Annotated in this window: 15 protein-coding genes; 8 read left to right on the forward strand and 7 right to left on the reverse strand. The window is 63.7% G+C overall.

Features of this window, described 5'->3' with window-relative positions; genetic code table 11:
* Positions 1 to 20: 20 nt before the first annotated feature.
* On the forward strand, positions 21 to 1,931 hold the full coding sequence (locus EAH73_RS09665; RefSeq protein ID WP_140466280.1) for an ABC-F family ATP-binding cassette domain-containing protein: 1,911 nt from the start codon (positions 21 to 23) through the stop codon (positions 1,929 to 1,931).
* A gap of 101 nt (positions 1,932 to 2,032) precedes the next feature.
* On the opposite strand, the gene EAH73_RS09670 is transcribed toward EAH73_RS09665, so the two are convergent.
* Together EAH73_RS09670 and EAH73_RS09675 are read right to left on the reverse strand one after the other, a co-directional pair.
* On the reverse strand, positions 2,033 to 2,368 hold the full coding sequence (locus EAH73_RS09670) for a cupin domain-containing protein (protein WP_140466281.1): 336 nt from the start codon (positions 2,366 to 2,368) through the stop codon (positions 2,033 to 2,035).
* A 123-nt stretch (positions 2,369 to 2,491) separates the two neighbouring features.
* Positions 2,492 to 2,902 (reverse strand): VOC family protein, encoded by a 411-nt coding sequence (locus EAH73_RS09675; RefSeq protein ID WP_140466282.1) that lies wholly within the window; start codon positions 2,900 to 2,902, stop codon positions 2,492 to 2,494.
* Positions 2,903 to 2,977: 75 nt separating this feature from the next.
* Between EAH73_RS09675 and EAH73_RS09680 the strand changes: the two genes are divergently transcribed.
* Positions 2,978 to 4,327 (forward strand): type IX secretion system plug protein domain-containing protein, encoded by a 1,350-nt coding sequence (locus EAH73_RS09680; RefSeq protein ID WP_140466283.1) that lies wholly within the window; start codon positions 2,978 to 2,980, stop codon positions 4,325 to 4,327.
* 214 nt (positions 4,328 to 4,541) lie between these two features.
* Here the strand turns inward: EAH73_RS09680 and EAH73_RS09685 are convergent, their stop codons facing one another.
* Positions 4,542 to 5,390, reverse strand: a complete 849-nt coding sequence (locus EAH73_RS09685) for a hypothetical protein (RefSeq protein WP_140466284.1) — start codon at positions 5,388 to 5,390, stop codon at positions 4,542 to 4,544.
* 160 nt (positions 5,391 to 5,550) lie between these two features.
* On the opposite strand from EAH73_RS09685, the gene EAH73_RS09690 reads away from it, so the two are divergent.
* From EAH73_RS09690 to EAH73_RS09705, 4 genes are all read left to right on the forward strand, one after another.
* Entirely contained in the window at positions 5,551 to 6,978 is a 1,428-nt protein-coding gene (locus EAH73_RS09690) for a M48 family metalloprotease (RefSeq protein WP_240047197.1), read from the forward strand.
* 288 nt (positions 6,979 to 7,266) lie between these two features.
* Complete coding sequence (locus tag EAH73_RS09695) at positions 7,267 to 8,274, forward strand: ABC transporter transmembrane domain-containing protein (RefSeq protein ID WP_140466286.1); 1,008 nt, start codon at positions 7,267 to 7,269, stop codon at positions 8,272 to 8,274.
* A complete protein-coding gene (locus EAH73_RS09700) occupies positions 8,267 to 9,661 on the forward strand; it encodes an HlyD family secretion protein (RefSeq protein WP_140466287.1) in 1,395 nt (464 codons plus the stop codon). The genes EAH73_RS09695 and EAH73_RS09700 overlap by 8 nt, the downstream gene beginning before the upstream one ends.
* Positions 9,658 to 11,274: a TolC family protein gene (locus EAH73_RS09705; RefSeq protein ID WP_240047198.1), complete on the forward strand. Its 1,617-nt coding sequence runs from the start codon at positions 9,658 to 9,660 to the stop codon at positions 11,272 to 11,274. Before EAH73_RS09700 ends, EAH73_RS09705 begins: the two co-directional genes overlap by 4 nt.
* Positions 11,275 to 11,388: 114 nt before the next feature.
* Here EAH73_RS09705 and ychF read toward each other — a convergent pair whose 3' ends face one another.
* Together ychF and EAH73_RS09715 are read right to left on the reverse strand one after the other, a co-directional pair.
* Positions 11,389 to 12,489: a redox-regulated ATPase YchF gene (gene ychF / locus EAH73_RS09710; RefSeq protein ID WP_140466288.1), complete on the reverse strand. Its 1,101-nt coding sequence runs from the start codon at positions 12,487 to 12,489 to the stop codon at positions 11,389 to 11,391.
* A 166-nt stretch (positions 12,490 to 12,655) separates the two neighbouring features.
* On the reverse strand, positions 12,656 to 13,030 hold the full coding sequence (locus EAH73_RS09715; RefSeq protein WP_140466289.1) for a DUF3276 family protein: 375 nt from the start codon (positions 13,028 to 13,030) through the stop codon (positions 12,656 to 12,658).
* A gap of 151 nt (positions 13,031 to 13,181) precedes the next feature.
* Here EAH73_RS09715 and EAH73_RS09720 point away from each other — a divergent pair, with 151 nt between their 5' ends.
* Together EAH73_RS09720 and EAH73_RS09725 are read left to right on the forward strand one after the other, a co-directional pair.
* On the forward strand, positions 13,182 to 14,105 hold the full coding sequence (locus EAH73_RS09720; protein ID WP_140466290.1) for a DUF58 domain-containing protein: 924 nt from the start codon (positions 13,182 to 13,184) through the stop codon (positions 14,103 to 14,105).
* A 60-nt stretch (positions 14,106 to 14,165) separates the two neighbouring features.
* Positions 14,166 to 14,624 (forward strand): hypothetical protein, encoded by a 459-nt coding sequence (locus tag EAH73_RS09725; RefSeq protein ID WP_140466291.1) that lies wholly within the window; start codon positions 14,166 to 14,168, stop codon positions 14,622 to 14,624.
* A 61-nt stretch (positions 14,625 to 14,685) separates the two neighbouring features.
* Here EAH73_RS09725 and EAH73_RS09730 read toward each other — a convergent pair whose 3' ends face one another.
* Together EAH73_RS09730 and EAH73_RS09735 are read right to left on the reverse strand one after the other, a co-directional pair.
* Positions 14,686 to 15,090 carry an SRPBCC family protein gene (locus EAH73_RS09730; RefSeq protein WP_140466292.1) on the reverse strand — a complete coding sequence of 135 codons (405 nt, stop codon included), beginning with the start codon at positions 15,088 to 15,090 and terminating at the stop codon, positions 14,686 to 14,688.
* 116 nt (positions 15,091 to 15,206) lie between these two features.
* The gene (locus EAH73_RS09735) at positions 15,207 to 15,968 is read right to left on the reverse strand and encodes an SDR family NAD(P)-dependent oxidoreductase (protein WP_140466293.1); all 762 of its coding nucleotides are present in this window, start codon (positions 15,966 to 15,968) and stop codon (positions 15,207 to 15,209) included.
* Positions 15,969 to 15,993 lie beyond the last annotated feature (25 nt).

Consider the following 15,993-nt stretch of genomic DNA (forward strand, 5'->3'; position numbering starts at 1 on the left):
CCTTCAATACGCCGCACCCGATGATTTCCATTTCCGACCTCGACTTTCACTTTGGCTCCCGTACGCTGTACGACAACGCCAGCCTGCACATCAAGCCCAAAGACAAAATCGGCCTCATCGGCCTCAACGGCACCGGCAAATCCACGCTGCTGCGGCTGCTGGTGGGCGAGTACAAGGCCGACGGCGGCAGCATTTCGATGAGCAAAGAGGTGAGCCTGGGCTTCCTCAACCAGGACCTGCTGAGCTACGACACGCACGAGAGCATCCTGCACGTGGCCATGCAGGCCTTCGAGGAGGCGCTGCGCTTGCAGGACGAGATTGAGGCGATTCTGGTGAAGTTCGAAACCGACTACACCGACGATTTGGTGGAGAAGCTGGCCGCCTTGCAGGAGCGGTTCGAGGCCCTGGGCGGCTACACCATGCAGTCGCGTGCCGAGGAGATTCTGGAGGGCCTGGGCTTCGGCACCGAGGAGCTGCAAAAGCCGCTGAAGTCATTTTCGGGCGGCTGGCGCATGCGCGTGATGCTGGCCAAAATCCTGCTCCAGCAGCCGTCGCTGCTGCTGCTCGACGAACCCACCAACCACTTGGACCTGCCGTCCATTAAGTGGATTGAGAACTACCTGGCCGACTACGAGGGTGCGGTTATCATCGTGAGCCACGACCGCGAGTTCCTCGACCGCACCACCAACACCACCGTGGAAGTGACCGGCGGCAAGCTGGTGCCCTACGCCGGCAACTACTCCTTTTACTTGGAGGAAAAAGAGGAGCGCAACCTCATCCAGAAGGGCGCTTTCGAAAACCAGCAGTCGCAGATTCGGGCCGCCGAGCGGTTCATCGAGCGCTTCAAGGCCAAGGCCAGCAAGGCCAAGCAGGCCCAGAGCCGCGTGAAGGCGCTGGACAAGCTCGAGCGCATCGAGGACGTGGCCAGCGACGCGGCCAAGGTCAACATCAAGTTCCAGTTCAAGGTGGAGCCCGGCCGGCACATCCTGCGCATGGAGCACGTGACGAAGAAGTACGACGAGAAGCTGATTTTCCGCGACACGAACGTGCACATTGAGCGGGGCGACAAGATTGCCTTGATTGGCGCCAACGGCAAGGGCAAGTCGACGCTCATGCGCCTGGTGGCCGGCTCGGAGGCCCCCACCGCGGGCAAGCACCAGCTGGGTCACAACGTCATCATGTCGTTTTTCGCCCAGCACCAGCTGGAGTCGCTGACGATGGACAACGAGATTATCCAGGAGATGAGCGAGGCCGGCTCGAAGCGCAACGACATGGAGCTGCGCTCGGTGCTGGGCTCGTTCCTGTTCACGGGCGACCAGGTTTTCAAGAAAATTAAGGTGCTGAGCGGCGGCGAGAAAAGCCGCGTGGCCCTGGCCAAAACCCTGATTTCGGAAGCCAACTTCCTGCTGCTTGACGAACCGACCAACCACTTGGACATGGTGTCGGTGAACATCCTGATTCAGGCCCTGGAGCAGTACCAGGGCACGTTCATCGTCATCAGCCACGACCGCTTCTTCGTGGAGAACGTGGCCACCAAAATCTGGTACATCGAGGATTTCCAGCTAAAGGAGTACCCCGGCACCTACGCCGAGTACGAGCAGTGGCAGGAAGACCGCGAAAAGGCCGCCAAAAAAGCCGGCCTGCCCAGCCCCAGCGCCCCCAAGCCCCAACCCAAAGAGGAGAAAAAAGCCGAAGCCGCCCCCGCCAAAACTTCGTCGCCCGACCAGAAGAAGGCACTCAAAGAATTAGCCGAAGTAGAAGCCAAAATCGACACCTTGGAAAAGGAATTAGCGGGCTACGAAAAAGAGCTGGCCGACCCCAAGATTTACCAAAACACCGCGATGCTCAAAGATGCCACGATGAAATTTGAGCAGGTAAAGAAGGAACTGGGCCGCCTGAACGACCGCTGGGAAATGCTGGCGGAAATGTAGAATTTCTGGGCCAACACCCAAAAAGCCCCACCAGCAGTTGCTGGCGGGGCTTTTTCATGTCTGAGAAACTACTGGATTAATAAAACGGCCGTGCTGCCTGCTTACCCCGGCACGCCCGCGTTCCAAACTAGGATCGTGCAGCCCTCAGAGCCGCTGGGGCTGCTGGCGCGGTGCTCGGTGTCAGGCGGGTAGTAGACGTAGGAGCCGGCTGCGAACGCGCGGCCATTTTCCACGCCGGGGTCGCAGTACGTGCCGGCTACCACAAATACCTCGTCGGGGGTGGCGTGGGCGTGCGGCGGGTACGTACGGCCAGCCTCGATTTTGATGAGCACCCGCTTTTCGCCTGGCTCGGCACGCAGCAAAGTGCGCGTTACGCCCGCACTTACCTGCTCCCAGGCCTGATCTTCGGGGTCTTTGAATGCGATGGAAGTAGCCATAGAGCTATAAAAAAGGGGTTTATAGCCTCAACCGATTTGCCACGGCTTGGGTTGGGGCCCTTTCGGCTGGGGCCCTAGCCAGAAAAATATACTGGGCGGAGTCTGGTTCGCAGCCCCTCTGCCTCACAGAATCTGGCAGAACTCCAGCCGCTCGCCGTCGGGGCCCAGCAGGTTGAAAAACTTGCAGCCGCGGGCCCAAAAATTTAGGAAAACGGGCTGGTCTTCAATAATCGTGAAGCCTTCGCTTTTCAGCAGGGCGTAGGTGGCGTCGATGTCGTCCACGTCGAAGGCCACGTGGTCGATGCGGCCGTCGCGGCGCTGCCGCACGCGGCTGAGCTCGGGCTCGGGCATTTGGTAAAGTTCGAGGGTGATGTCGCCGCGCTGCATCATCGACACCTGGCCGGGGGCCCCCTCGTGGTCGAAGGTGGCGTTCATGGCGCGGTGGAAGCCGAGCCGCTCGTAGAAGGCCTGGGACGCTTCGATGTCGGTGATGGGCAGGCCGATGTGTTGCAGGCGGTTTATTTTCAGGTCCATGGCGGGAAGGCGGTTTGGGTGGGCGGGGCACGGGGCCCCAGGGGCGGAAAGATAGCGCAGCGGTACTTTCGCCCCATGCGCTTCCTGCCCCTCCTGCCCTACCCTTTGCTGCTCCTCGCCGCGGCCTGCGTGCCGCTGGGCACGCCCATCACCTCTACTTCTACCGCTACGGCCCCCACCACCGTGAACCGGGCCCGCGCGGGGGCCCCGGCCAGCGCGCCCGCGCTGCGCTACGCCGACGCTACCTACTCGGACTTTGTGCAGAGCGTGCAGTGCTACGTGGCCACGGGCGTCAACACGGCCATTTTCCAGCCGCCGGTGGTACCGCTGGGCCAGAGCCAGTCGCTGGCGCTGGAGTTTGACGTGCTCGGCGACCAGGCCCCGCGCCTGCTGGCCCGGCTGGTGTACTGCGACGCCAACTGGCAGCCCTCGACGCTGATTGACAACCAGTTCCTGACCGACATCAACGAGTTTTTGATTACCGACTACAAGATTGGCATCGGCGGCAAGGTGCCGTACTTCCACTACGCGCTGCGGGCCCCGGCCCTGAAGGTGAGCGGCAACTACCTGTGGGTGGTGCAGGACGGCACGGGGGCCCCGCTGCTCTCGCGCCGGCTGCTGGTGTACGAAAACCAGGTGGCTGTGGCCCTGCAGCTGGGCCTGGCCCCGGGCGGCAACCAGCGCTTTACGCTCCAGCAGCTCAACTTCAGCCTCAGCTACGGCGGCGTGGAGCTGGTGAACCCCGCGGCCGAAGTGCAGGTGGTGCTGCGCCAGAACTTCCGCTGGGATAACGCCCGCTACGGCCTGCGCCCCACCTTCGTGCGCGATGCCGAGCGTCGGCTTGACTACCAGTATTTTAATTACGAAAATACATTTCCGGGCCTGAGCGAGTACCGCTACTTCGATACCCGCTCCATCCAGACCGTGGGCCAGAACGTGCTGCACCTCGACCTGCGCGCCCGCCCCACGACCGTGGCCCTGGTGCCCGAAACCACCCGCGCCGGCCTGGGCTACTTCCAGTACGTGGACGCCAACGGCCGCCGCGTGTTCGAGAGCCGCGAGTACGGCAACGGCGCCACCAACGCCGACTACGCCGACGTAACCTTCCAGCTCCGCGCCGACCAGCCTGCCCCGGGCCCCGTGTACGTGCTGGGGGCCCTGTCGGACTGGCAGTTGAAGGACGCCTACCGCCTCACCTACGATGAGGCCAACCATATGTACACCGGCCACGCGCGGCTGAAGCAGGGCTACTACAACTACAGCTACGCCGTGGCCCGCCCCGACGGCTCGGCCGACGAAACCTACTTCGAGGGCAGCCACTACGAAACCGAAAACCAGTACGACCTCCTGGTGTATTACCGCCCGCCCGGCACCCGCACCGACCTGCTCATCGGCTACCAGGCCATCGACGCCAACGCTAGGTAGCAGTTGGGGCGCGCAGGGTAAACCCCACAAAAACGGTCCTGCTCACCTGGCGTCCGCGCAGCCGAAGCACCTCTCCCGCATGAGTAATCCGAATCGTTCAGCGATTGGTTTACCCAGCAGTAGAGATGCTTCGGCTGCGCTTACGCCAGATGAGCCGGACCGGATGGTTTGCTTTTCACGAACGCCTGGGGGCCCTAACTAACTCGCCGGGGCCCTACTGCCCGCTGAGCTGGGCGTTGACCTTGAGGGTGAGGGGCTGGGGCCCCATGTAGCCGCCGCGCATGCCCCCGCCGCCGTAGCCCCGGCCGCCGTAGCCGCCCATGCCGCCGCGCCCGCCCATGCCGCCGTTGCTGCCGCCCACGCCGTAGCCGCTGTCGTCGGCACCGCTGCCTTTGGGCATGGCCATGCGGTTGCTGAGCACCGTGACGCCCACCTTGGCGCGCTGGCCGCTGGCCAGGTTGGGCACCTTGCGGTAGAGCAGGCGCAGGGGCACGGCCAGCTCGTACACGATGTTGTCCTGCGCATCAAGGGCCAGGCCGAGCTTCACGCCGAGCGGCGACTGGGTATCGGTGTAGGTAGGCTCCTTGTTGCCTTTGTAGTTGAGCAGCTCCATATCGTGCACGTCGGCCAGGGCCTGGGCCAGGCGGGCGCGGCGGTCTTTGAGGCTCATGGGGGCAGCGGCCACGGGCTGGCCGTTGGCGTCGAGCTCGGGCTTGGCCACGGGCTCGGGGTGCAGCTTGTAGCGCACGCCCAGCTGCTGCTGGTTCTGCCCCGTGCTGTCGAGCCACACCGTGAAGCCCTGGCTCAGCAGGCGCCCCTGCGTCATGGGGTCCGATACTTTCAGGCGCACGTACACGGCCCGCTGGTCGTTGAGCACCGCGTACTGAAGCTTGCTCTCAACGTCGTAGCGCAGCGAGTCGGGGCCCCAATCGGTGCTTAGGCCGTCGATGGTGGGCGGCGACGCGGTGAAGCGGCTGGGGTTGGCGGCCTGGGGCTGGCGGCCGCAGGCGAGCAGCAGCAGGGCGGCGGGCAGGCAGGCGGGTAAGGAACGGAGCGACGTCATAAGGCAAAGCAAAAAGGCGGAATACCGCAAATTTACGCCCCGCGCCGCCCCCGGCGGGTGTAGGTTTTGTGAAGCCCCCGCAACCTTGGCACCACTTTGGCACGTTGGGGGGAGCACCGCCGCTACGGCCGCGCTAATTACCGCCGTTTTGCCTTCTTCTATGAGCCTTCCTTTTCTCCGCGCCGGGGCCCTGGCCCTGCTGCTGCCCCTGGCCAGCGCCGCCCCCACCACCCCGGGCCTGCCCGCCGCCCCCACCGCCCACCCGCTGCAAGGCAACAAGCCCGACCCGGCCGTTATTGCCCAATTTGGCCTTTACAACAACCCCGCCCTGCAACGCCTCATCAACGCCAAGGGCCAGCAGATGGAGGCCGTATCGGACCGCCCCGGCGACTACGGCTTCACCATCGTCGATTCGCCGGTCATCAACGCCTTTGCCACGCCCGAGGGCCACGTGTACTTCACGCGCGGCATCATGGCGTACTTCAACAACGAGGCGCAGTTTACCGGCGTGCTGGGCCACGAGCTGGGCCACATCACCGCCCAGCACGGCAAAAAGCAGAAGCGCAACAACACCATTGCCGGCATTGGCATGTTGCTGGGCCAAATTGCGGCCCCCCGGGTCATGCAGTCCATCGGGGGCGCGGTGCAGCAGGGCGTGGGGCTGTGGATGCTCAAGTACAGCCGCGGCGATGAAAACGAGGCCGACGGCCTGGGCGTGAAATACTCGACCAAAATTGGCTACGACGCCAGCCAGATGGCCGATTTCTTCCTCACCCTGCAACGCACCGAGGAGCAGAGCGGCTCCTCCACCCCCACCTTCCTCTCCACCCACCCCAACTCGGCCGACCGCTACCAGCGGGTGAAGGGCCTGGCCGCGCAGGCCAAGCAATCGGTGGGCAACCGCGCCCTGGCCGTGAACCGCGACCAGTACCTGCGCGCCATCGAGGGCCTGCCGTTTGGCGAAGACCCGCGCCAGGGCTTTGTGGAGGGTAACGTGTTTTACCACCCCGACCTGAAGTTCCGCTTCCCGGTGCCCAGCGGCTGGAAAACCCAGAACTCGCCCGAGCAATTCCAGATGGCCGAGCCCAACGGCAAGGCTTTGCTGGCCTTCCTGGGGGCCGGCACCGGCACCGTCCAGGAGGCTTCTCAGGCGTTGGTGAAGCAGTTGGGCCTCACCGGGGCCCAGGCCCAGAACACCACGCTCAACGGCTTTCCGGCCGCCGTGGTGGAGGGCGACCAGGCCGCCACCCAGGAAGGGGCCGGGGCCCACGTGCGCGCCTACCTGCTGCAAGACGGCAAGTCCGTATACGCCTTCATCGGCCTGGCGGCAGCTTCCTCGTTTACTACCTACGCGCCGCAGTTTGAGGCCGTGGCCAAGGGCTTCGGCCGCCTCACCGAGGCCAGCAAGCTGAACCGCCAGCCCGAAAAAATCCGCATCAAAACTGCCACCGGCACCACCACGCTCGCCGCCGCCCTGGCCGCCAACGGCATCGCCAAGGGCCGCTACGAGGAGCTGGCCATCCTCAACGGCATGAAAACCACCGACCGCCTCACCAAGGGCATGCTCTACAAAGTGGTGGGCAAATAACTGTCTGGGGCCCCGGGGCAAGGCGTTGCCCGGGGCCCCAATTTGGCGGCATTGCGCAATAGCTGGCTGCGCACAACGGCTTGCTAACCTGCCCTTCCAGAACGGTTTATACAGTGGGGCTAAAATTAAAAATGACAAACTAAAAATTTGATTATCAAATTTTTAGTTTGTCATTTTTAATTTTAATTAATGCCGATTTAATCACTATTTAATACCGCGACAGTAGACTAAGCCCGAAATTTGTAACTCTTTAAATCACCTGCCGGCGCCGCCGGCTTTTTTCTCTGCATGGCATCTCATTCCGCTAATCTTCCCCCGCCCACTGCCTGGCAGCGCCTGACGCGCATGCTGGACACGGAGCGGCAGACGATCAATTACATTATTTTCTACGCTGTACTCACCGGCCTCATCAGCCTCACCCTGCCGCTGGGAACGCAGGCGGTGTTCAACTTGGTGTCGACGGGGGCCGTGTTTGCCTCAACTTACATCCTGATCGGGGTGGTGTTTCTGGGCGTGGTGCTAGGCGGCGTACTGCTCATCGGACAAATGACGCTGGTGGAAGCCATCGAGCAGCGCCTGTTTGCCAAGGCCGCTATCGAGTTTGCCTGGCGCCTGCCGCGCATCGCCCCCGGGGCCCTGGAGGGCTCGAATCCGCCGGAGCTGGTGAACCGGTTTTTTGACATCTTAACCGTTCAGAAAAGCCTCACCAAAATCCTGATCGACTTGATGTTTGCGGGGTTTCAGGTGCTGTTTGGGGTGATTGTGCTGGCCTTTTACCACCCGGTGTTCATTGCCTTTGGCCTGCTCACCCTGCTGCTGCTGGCGCTGATTTATTCCGTGAACTACCGCCGGGCCCTGCGCACGAGCATCGAAGAATCGGCTTATAAGTACGAGGTGGTGGCCCTGCTCGAGCAAGTGGCCGGCGACCTGCCCGCCTACCGCCAGGACGCGGGGCGGCAAACGCAGGCCCTGGTGCGCACCGACGAGCTGACGGCCGAGTACCTGAAGGCCCGCAACGCCCACTTCCGGGTGCTGAAGCGCTACTTTACCTACACGGTGGCGCTGCGGGCCCTGCTCACGGGGGGGCTGCTGGTGGCGGGCACGCTGTTTGTGGTGTCGCGCCAGATGACGCTGGGCCAGTTTGTGGCCGCCGAGGTGCTGATTGTGCAGATCAGCGGCTCGATTGAAAAACTCATGACCGGGGTGGGCACCATCTTCGACGCCCTGACCGGGGTGGAGAAGTTGGGCGCCGTCACCGATCTGCCCCTCGCCACTAATCACCCCGCCCATGCTTAACCTATCCAACCAAAACGTGGACCGGGTGGTGTGGCAGGACGCGCCCCGCCTCAGCCGCCCCGAGCTGCTCGACGCCGGTGGTGGGCGCCGGCTGGGCCGCATCATGATGGTGGCCGTCGTGGCCTTCGTCATCATCCTGTTTTTGCCCTGGCGGCAAACCATCGAGGGCAACGGCACGCTCACCGCCCTCACGCCCGAAGACCGGCCCCAGAACATCCAAAACGCCATTGCGGGCCGCATCGAGCACTGGGCCGTGCGCGAGGGCCAATTTGTGCACCGCGGCGACACGCTGCTCACGCTCTCCGAAATCAAGGACGAGTACTTCGACCCCAACCTGCCCGAGCGCCTGGGCGAGCAGCTGGCCGCCAAGCGCGGCAACGTGGCCGCCAACGGGGCCCGCATTGCGGCCGCCAGCCGCCAGATTGTGGCCCTGCAAACGAGCCTGACCGTGGGCTTGGCCGCCGCCCGCAACCGCGTGGACCAGGCCCGCAACACGGTATCGATGGACAGCGCCGACTTGGTGGCCATCACCAACGCCTACCGCATTGCCCAGAACCGGCTGGCCCGCTACGAGGCCGGCTACCAGAACGGCCTGTTTTCGCTGACGGACATTGAGGCCCGTCGCCTGAACCTGCAAAACGACTTGGCCAAGGTGGTATCGCAGCGCAACAAGCTGGGCAGCAGCCGCGACGCCCTGGCCAACAGCATCATCGCGCTGTCCGAAATCCAGGCCAAGTACCAAGAAAACCTGGCCAAAACCGAGTCCGACCGCAGCTCGGCCGTGTCGAGCCGCGCCAGCTCGGAGGGCGAGGTGGCGGCCCTGCGCAACAAGATCAGCAACGTGGCCGTGCGCCGCGGCCTCTACATTGTGCGGGCCCCGCAGACCGGCTACTTGGTGCGCACGCTCAAGGCGGGCATCGGCGAAACCATAAAGGAGGGCGAGTCCATCGCCACGCTCCAGCCCGAGGCCCCAGTGCTAGCCGCAGAGCTGTACGTGCGCGCCATGGACGTGCCGCTCATCCAGCGGGGCCGCCAGGTGCGGCTGCAGTTCGACGGCTGGCCGGCCATCCAGTTCTCGGGCTGGCCGTCGGTGGCGGTGGGCACGTTCGGCGGCACCGTGTCGGTGATTGACGTGGTGAGCAGCACCAATGGCCGCTACCGGCTGCTGGTGCGCCCGGTGCAAACGCAGCCCGGCGACCAGCCCTGGCCGCCGCAGCTGCGCCTGGGCTCGGGCGTCTACGGCTGGGTGATTTTGGATTCGGTGCCCGTGTGGTACGAAATCTGGCGGCAGCTCAACGGCTTCCCCCCCACCCTGACCACCGCGCCCGATGGCTCGCCCATCAAGACCGAAGGCAAAGGCGACAAAGGAGAGGGCAGCAAGTCGTGAGGAAATTCCCGCAACTAGCCGCGGCGCTGGGGGCCCTGCTCCTGGCGCTGGGGCCCCTGGGCCTGTGGGCGCAGGGCTTGCCGCCGTCGGGCCAGGGGGCCCCGGGCCAGCTTGGGCCCGGCCAACTGGCGCCCGGGCAGCTCGCCCCGCGCCGCCCCACTTCCGACCCCACCACGCCCGGCAAGCTGGCCACGCCGGCCGCACCGCTGCTGCTGGGTGGGGCCCCGGCCGTGCCCGCCCGCGGCACGGCGGCCGACACCATGCGCGTGTTCTCGCTGCAAGACCTGGCCGAACTCGTGTTTGCCAACCACCCCATCGTCAAGCAGGCGGTGCTGCTCAGCGCCGAGGCCCGGACCCAGGTGCAGCAGGCGCGCGGTGGCTTCGACCCGAAGCTGGGCGCCGGCTTCGACCGCAAGGTGTTCGGCGGCACCAACTACTATAACAACTGGGCCAACGAGCTGAAGGTACCCCTGTGGCCGGGCGGCGTGGACCTGAAAGCCAGCTACGACCGCTACGTGGGCACCTACGTCAACCCCGAGCACCGCACGCCGGTGGGTGGCCTGGCCGGCATCGGCCTGTCGGTGCCGCTGGGCCAGGGCCTGCTCATCGACGCGCGCCGCAGCACCCTGCGCCAGGCCCGCATCATGGTGGACGCGGCCGAGGCCGACCGTGTGAAGCAGATCAACGAAGTGTGGCTGCAAGCGGCCAAGGACTATTGGAACTGGTACTACGCCTACCAGCAAACCGCCCTCATTCAGGAGGGCGTGGCGCTGGCCGAGGGCCGCTTCCAGGCCGTGAGCCGCCGGGTGGACGTGGGCGACCAGGCCCCCATCGACTCGGTGGAGGCCCGCATCACCGCCCAGGACCGCCTCGTGCAGGCCGAGCAGCTACGCGTGGAGCTGCAAAACGCTCGCCTCGTGCTCTCCAACCACCTCTGGAACGGCGACGCCCAGCCCGTAGAGCTGCCCACCCGCGCTTTGCCGCAGGACCCCGCCCTGGCCCGCCTCGACACGGCCGAGCTGAGCCGCTTGCGCACGCAGGCCGCCGTGCAGCACCCCACGCTGCGCAAGCTGGACGCCAAAATCCGCCAGCTCGGCATCGAGGAGCGCTACCGGCGCGAGATGCTCAAGCCCAAGATCAACGCCAGCGGCACGCTGCTAAGCCAGGGCGATTTCTACCGCAACGAGGTGCCGGCCACCTACAACTTTGGCTGGGACAACTACAAGGTGGGCGTCGATTTTGCCTTCCCGCTGTTCCTGCGCCAGGAGCGCGGCAAGCTCCAGTACACCCGCATCCAGGTGCAGGAAAACGTGCTGGAGCAGCAGCAGAGCCGGCGCACCATCCTCAACCGGGTCGATGCCAGCTACAACACGCTCAAAGCCTACGAGCGCCAGCTCGCCATCCAGGCCCTCACCATCGAAAACCAGCGCGTCCTGCTGCGCGCCGAGCTGGCCAAGTTCAACCTCGGCGAAAGCACGGTGTTCCTCATCAACGCCCGCGAAACCAAGCTCATCGACCTCCGCCTGAAACTGGCCAGCATGCAGGCTAGCTACGAAAAGTCGCTGGCCGAGCTGTACTACTACGCCGGCACGCGCACCCAGGGCAACGAATAAAAACCCAAAGCGACGGATAAACAAAAGAGGGCCCCTGGGGGCCCTCTTTTGTTTTACTTATGAAGCAGCCAGCGGTCGGTCCAGGCCAAACGGGCTACGGAAGGCAGAGCCGTTCTAAACGTTGAAGCGGAAGTGCATGATGTCGCCGTCTTGCACCACGTAGTCTTTGCCTTCCACGGCCATGCGGCCGGCTTCTTTAATTTTTACTTCGGTTTTGTACTCCTGGTAATCAGGCAGTTTGATGACCTCGGCGCGGATGAAGCCCTTCTCAAAATCGGAGTGGATGACGCCGGCCGCCGCCGGGGCCTTGTCGCCGCGGTGGATGGTCCAGGCGCGCACTTCCTGCACGCCGGCGGTGAAGTAGGTGATGAGGTTCAGCAGCTCGTAGCTGGCCCGGATGAGCTTGTTGAGGCCCGACTCGGTGAGGCCGTACTCGCCCAGGAACATCTCTTTTTCCTCGGGGTCTTCCATGTCGGCAATCTGCGACTCAATGGCGGCCGACACCAGTACCACTTGGGCCCCCTCGGCTTTGACGTGTTCGCGCAGGGCGGCCACGTGGTTGTTGCCGTCGGTGGCGATGCTGGCCTCGTCCACGTTGGCCACGTAAATCACGGGCTTGATGGTGAGCAGCTGCAAATCGGCCACGGCCTCCAGGTCGTCGGCGGTGGCGGCCACGGCGCGGGCGTTCTGGCCAGCTTCGAGAGCTACTTTGAATTTCTGCAGGCCCGCCACTTCCTTCTTGGCCACGGCGTCGCCGGCCTTGGCACTACGCTCCGACTTCACTAGCTTCTTATCGATGCTCTCCAAATCCTTGATTTGCAGCTCGGTGTCAATCACGTCCTTGTCGAACACCGGGTCCACGCCGCCAGCCACGTGCACGATGTTGGGGTCGTCGAAGCAGCGCACCACGTGGATGATGGCGTCCACCTCGCGGATATTGGCCAGGAATTTATTGCCCAAGCCCTCGCCCTTGCTGGCGCCCTTCACGAGGCCGGCAATGTCGACGAACTCGATGATGGTGGGCAGCACGCGCTTGGGGTTCACCAGCGCCTCCAGGATTTGCAGGCGCTCGTCGGGCACAGTAATTACGCCCACGTTGGGCTCAATGGTGCAGAACGGGTAGTTGGCCGATTCGGCTTTGGCGTTGGATAACGCGTTGAACAGGGTGGATTTGCCGACGTTCGGCAAGCCCACGATACCGCAGCGGAGGCCCATATTCTTGAGGATAAGTGTGGAGTGAAGAATTGCGCGTTGGCGCAATGCGGCCGCAAAGGTACGACGCGCCGTAGCGTGGGCTCGGCAAATTTGTGCTATAGGCAAACGGCGCGAACGGACCGGGGTCCATTCGCGCCGTCGCGTATTCAAATACGGGGCTGGGGCCCTAGTAGCTATCGTCGCTGCGGTTGGCGTCGAAGGCGGGGCGCTGGGCAGCCACGGGGCCCTCGCGGCGGTCGCGCTCGTCGTATTCGCGGGGGCGGTCGAGCTCGGCCACTTCCTCGGGGGTTAGCAGCTCTTCGCGCACGTAGTCCACGGCGTCCTGGAGGGCATCCACGAATTTCAAAAAGTCTTCTTTATACAAGAAAATCTTGTGCTTTTCGTAGGAAACCGAGTCGTCGTTGTTTTGGCGGCGCTTGCTTTCGGTAATGGTCAGGTAGTAATCCTGGCCGCGGGTGGCTTTCACGTCGAAGAAATACGTGCGCTTGCCAGCCTTAATACGTTGGGAATAAATCTCTTCCTGGTCGGGGCGGTCGTCCACAGGCGTTGGGTGGGTAAAGTTGATGAATAGAACAATCGATTGATGTGAATTCGAATGTAGGTACGGAGGGCCAAAGAAAAAAGCGCCCGGGGCCCCGGCGTGGTATCTTTGAACAGGGCCCCCGGGGCCCCGCCGCCCCTTTCGCCCGCCCATGCCCGCCCCCGACCTCGCCGCCATCCGCTCGTTCGAAAACCTGGAATTCCTGGCCCGCCAGCTCGTCGATGGCTTCATCACCGGCCTGCACCAGTCGCCCTACCACGGCTTTTCGGTGGAGTTTTCGGAGCACCGCCTCTACAACCCCGGCGAGAGCACCCGCCACATCGACTGGAAGGTGTTTGCCCGCACCGACAAGCTATTTGTGAAGCGCTACGAGGAGGAAACCAACCTGCGCGCTCACCTGCTCATCGACGTAAGCCCGAGCATGTACTACCCCGCCCCCGACCACGCCAAGCTGACTTTCAGCGTGGTAGCGGCGGCGGCGCTGGCCACGCTGCTCACCCGGCAGCGCGACGCGGTGGGCCTCGTCACCTTCGCCGACCGGGTAGAATTGCAGACGCCGGTGCGCTCCACTACCACCCACCGCCACGCCGTGCTGCTGGCCTTGCAGCGCCTGCTCGAGCGGCCCGCCGCGCCGGTGGGGCCCCCGCGCGGCACCGACGTGGCCGGCGTCATCCACACCATTGCCCAGCAGATTCCCAAACGCTCGCTCGTCATCCTGTTCAGCGACATGCTGGGGCGCGACGCGGCCGGGCAGGCCGCCGCGCTGGCTGCCCTCCAGCACCTGCGCCACCAGCACCACGAGGTGCTGCTCTTCCACGTGCTCGACCGCGCCACGGAGGCTAACTTCGACTTTGCCGAGCGCCCCTACATTTTCGAAGACGTGGAAACGGGCCAGGAAATCAAGCTCCAGCCCTCCCAAATCCGGGCCCAGTACCAGGCGGCCATGGCCACCTTCGAGCAGGATTTGGCGCTGCGCTGCGGGCAATTGAAGATTGATTTTGTGCCCGTGGACGTGCGTGAGCCCTTCGAAAAAGTGCTGTACGCCTACTTGGTGAAGCGCGGCAAAGGGCGCTAGGGCCCCAACTTGCCCCTACTTTTGTTGTAGTACCCATCACCCACGCTTCCCCCTAGCACCATGTATCAAGTTCTGCTCATCCTCCATTCCTACCTCCGCTACTTCGTGCTCGGGGCCGGCCTCGTGGCCGTGTACCGCGCCTACGTGGGCATGTCGGGCCGCCGCCCGTTCGGCAAGGGCGACAATGCTTTTGGGGCCAGCTTCGTGGGCTTCATGCTGTTGCAGCTCATCGTGGGCCTGGGCCTGTACTTCGGCATCAGCCCCTACGGCCTCAAAGCCATGAAAGTAGCCGGCGCCATGAAGGACCCGGTGGTACGCTTCTTCGGTATGGAGCACGTGGCCATCATGGTCCTCGCCGTCATCATCGCCCAAATCGGCCGCTCGCTCTCTAAAAATCGCCCCACCGACACCGCTAAGCACAAAACCGCCTTCATTTACTACGGCATCGCCCTGCTGCTGGTGCTGCTCATGATTCCGTGGGGCATTTGGAACCCGGCCCGGCCGCTGTTCCGGTTCTAGCCACTGGCCCAGCACCCAAAAAAACGCCTCCCGATCTGCGCAGATCGGGAGGCGTTTTCGGTTAACTCGGGTGGCTTTCCAGCACCTCTTTTAGCTTCGCCATTTCCTGTTCAATCAATTGAACGGCTTGGTAAAACGGCTCGTCCGGCATTTCTGCCGGCTTGGTGAAGGTCATCATAAAATGCGCGCCGGTGCTGCCCGCCACTACCCGGCACGGCACCAGCCAGTTGCCCTCCACCGGGTCCTTAAATTCCTGGTCCAAAATACCCAGCCCCTTATTCGACAGCATTTTTACTTGCTGCGTACCCCGGGGGCCTTCCATGAGCCAATACCCGTTGAGGCCGGGGGTGGCGCTGAAGACGTTGTGAACGGCCCATTTGGGCCAATTGGCCAGGTCGTTGAGGAAGTCCCATACGTGTTCGGGACTGGTCTGAATATTAACGGTTTTGGTGACGGTGCTGGCCATAAGAAGCAGAAGGTAGGCTATCAATTTTGTGGGTGAATGGCAAGATGAAAATTTAAATTCATTCGCCCCCTCCCTGGCCGACGCGGGTTGTACTGCCTCACTCGCCTACCGGCCACCTACACGTTCATCCCGCCCGAGGCTTCGATGCGCTGGGCGTTGATCCAGCGGGCCTCGTCGGTGCAGAGGAAGGCCACGATGGGGCCGATGTCGTCGGGCAGGCCCACGCGGCCCAGGGCCGTGGCGCCGGCTATCGTGGCGTTAACCTGGGGGTTGTCGCGCACCATGCCACCGCTAAAATCGGTGGCGATGGCGCCGGGGGCCACCACGTTGGCGGCAATGCCGCGGGCCCCCAGCTCCTTGGCCTGGTAGCGGGTCAGCACCTCGATGGCGCCCTTCATGGCCGCGTAGGCCGACGAGCCGTTGTAGCTGAAGCGGGCCAGCCCCGACGAGATGTTGATAATGCGGCCGCCGTCTTCCAGCAAGGGCAACGCTTTCTGCGTCAGAAAGAAGGGCCCCTTGAGGTGGACGTTCACCATCTCGTCGAACTGCGCCTCGGTGGTGTCGGCGAAGTCGGCGTGCAGGGCAGTGCCGGCGTTGTTGATCAGGAACTGAAAGCGTTCGGCCTGGAAGTCACGCTGGAGCGTGGTTTTAACTTGCTCAAAAAAGGCGTCGAAGCTCGCGGCATTGGCCACGTCGAGCGGCAGAGCGGCGGCTAGGCAGCCCAGGGCCCTAATTTCGGCCACTACGGCGTCGGCCTCAGCCCGCTGGCTGCGGTAGGTCAGCAGCACGTCGATGCCTTTGTGGGCCAAGTTCAGGGCCATGCTTTTGCCCAGGCCGCGGCTGCCGCCGGTGACGAGGGCTATTTTGTTGGTGCTCATGGGTGTATTGTTTAAGGGTTGCCTT

The sequence above is a fragment of the Hymenobacter nivis genome (assembly GCF_006439025.1).
Taxonomy (GTDB): domain Bacteria; phylum Bacteroidota; class Bacteroidia; order Cytophagales; family Hymenobacteraceae; genus Hymenobacter; species Hymenobacter nivis_A.

What these genes read in the sequence shown, in the direction of transcription:
- EAH73_RS09665 (WP_140466280.1), top strand. Translation starts at nt 21, where the DNA reads ATGATTTCCATTTCCGACCTCGACTTTCACTTTGGCTCCCGTACGCTG.
- EAH73_RS09670 (WP_140466281.1), bottom strand. Translation starts at nt 2,368, where the DNA reads ATGGCTACTTCCATCGCATTCAAAGACCCCGAAGATCAGGCCTGGGAG.
- EAH73_RS09675 (WP_140466282.1), bottom strand. Translation starts at nt 2,902, where the DNA reads ATGGACCTGAAAATAAACCGCCTGCAACACATCGGCCTGCCCATCACC.
- EAH73_RS09680 (WP_140466283.1), top strand. Translation starts at nt 2,978, where the DNA reads ATGCGCTTCCTGCCCCTCCTGCCCTACCCTTTGCTGCTCCTCGCCGCG.
- EAH73_RS09685 (WP_140466284.1), bottom strand. Translation starts at nt 5,390, where the DNA reads ATGACGTCGCTCCGTTCCTTACCCGCCTGCCTGCCCGCCGCCCTGCTG.
- EAH73_RS09690 (WP_240047197.1), top strand. Translation starts at nt 5,551, where the DNA reads ATGAGCCTTCCTTTTCTCCGCGCCGGGGCCCTGGCCCTGCTGCTGCCC.
- EAH73_RS09695 (WP_140466286.1), top strand. Translation starts at nt 7,267, where the DNA reads ATGGCATCTCATTCCGCTAATCTTCCCCCGCCCACTGCCTGGCAGCGC.
- EAH73_RS09700 (WP_140466287.1), top strand. Translation starts at nt 8,267, where the DNA reads ATGCTTAACCTATCCAACCAAAACGTGGACCGGGTGGTGTGGCAGGAC.
- ychF (WP_140466288.1), bottom strand. Translation starts at nt 12,489, where the DNA reads ATGGGCCTCCGCTGCGGTATCGTGGGCTTGCCGAACGTCGGCAAATCC.
- EAH73_RS09720 (WP_140466290.1), top strand. Translation starts at nt 13,182, where the DNA reads ATGCCCGCCCCCGACCTCGCCGCCATCCGCTCGTTCGAAAACCTGGAA.
- EAH73_RS09725 (WP_140466291.1), top strand. Translation starts at nt 14,166, where the DNA reads ATGTATCAAGTTCTGCTCATCCTCCATTCCTACCTCCGCTACTTCGTG.
- EAH73_RS09730 (WP_140466292.1), bottom strand. Translation starts at nt 15,090, where the DNA reads ATGGCCAGCACCGTCACCAAAACCGTTAATATTCAGACCAGTCCCGAA.
- EAH73_RS09735 (WP_140466293.1), bottom strand. Translation starts at nt 15,968, where the DNA reads ATGAGCACCAACAAAATAGCCCTCGTCACCGGCGGCAGCCGCGGCCTG.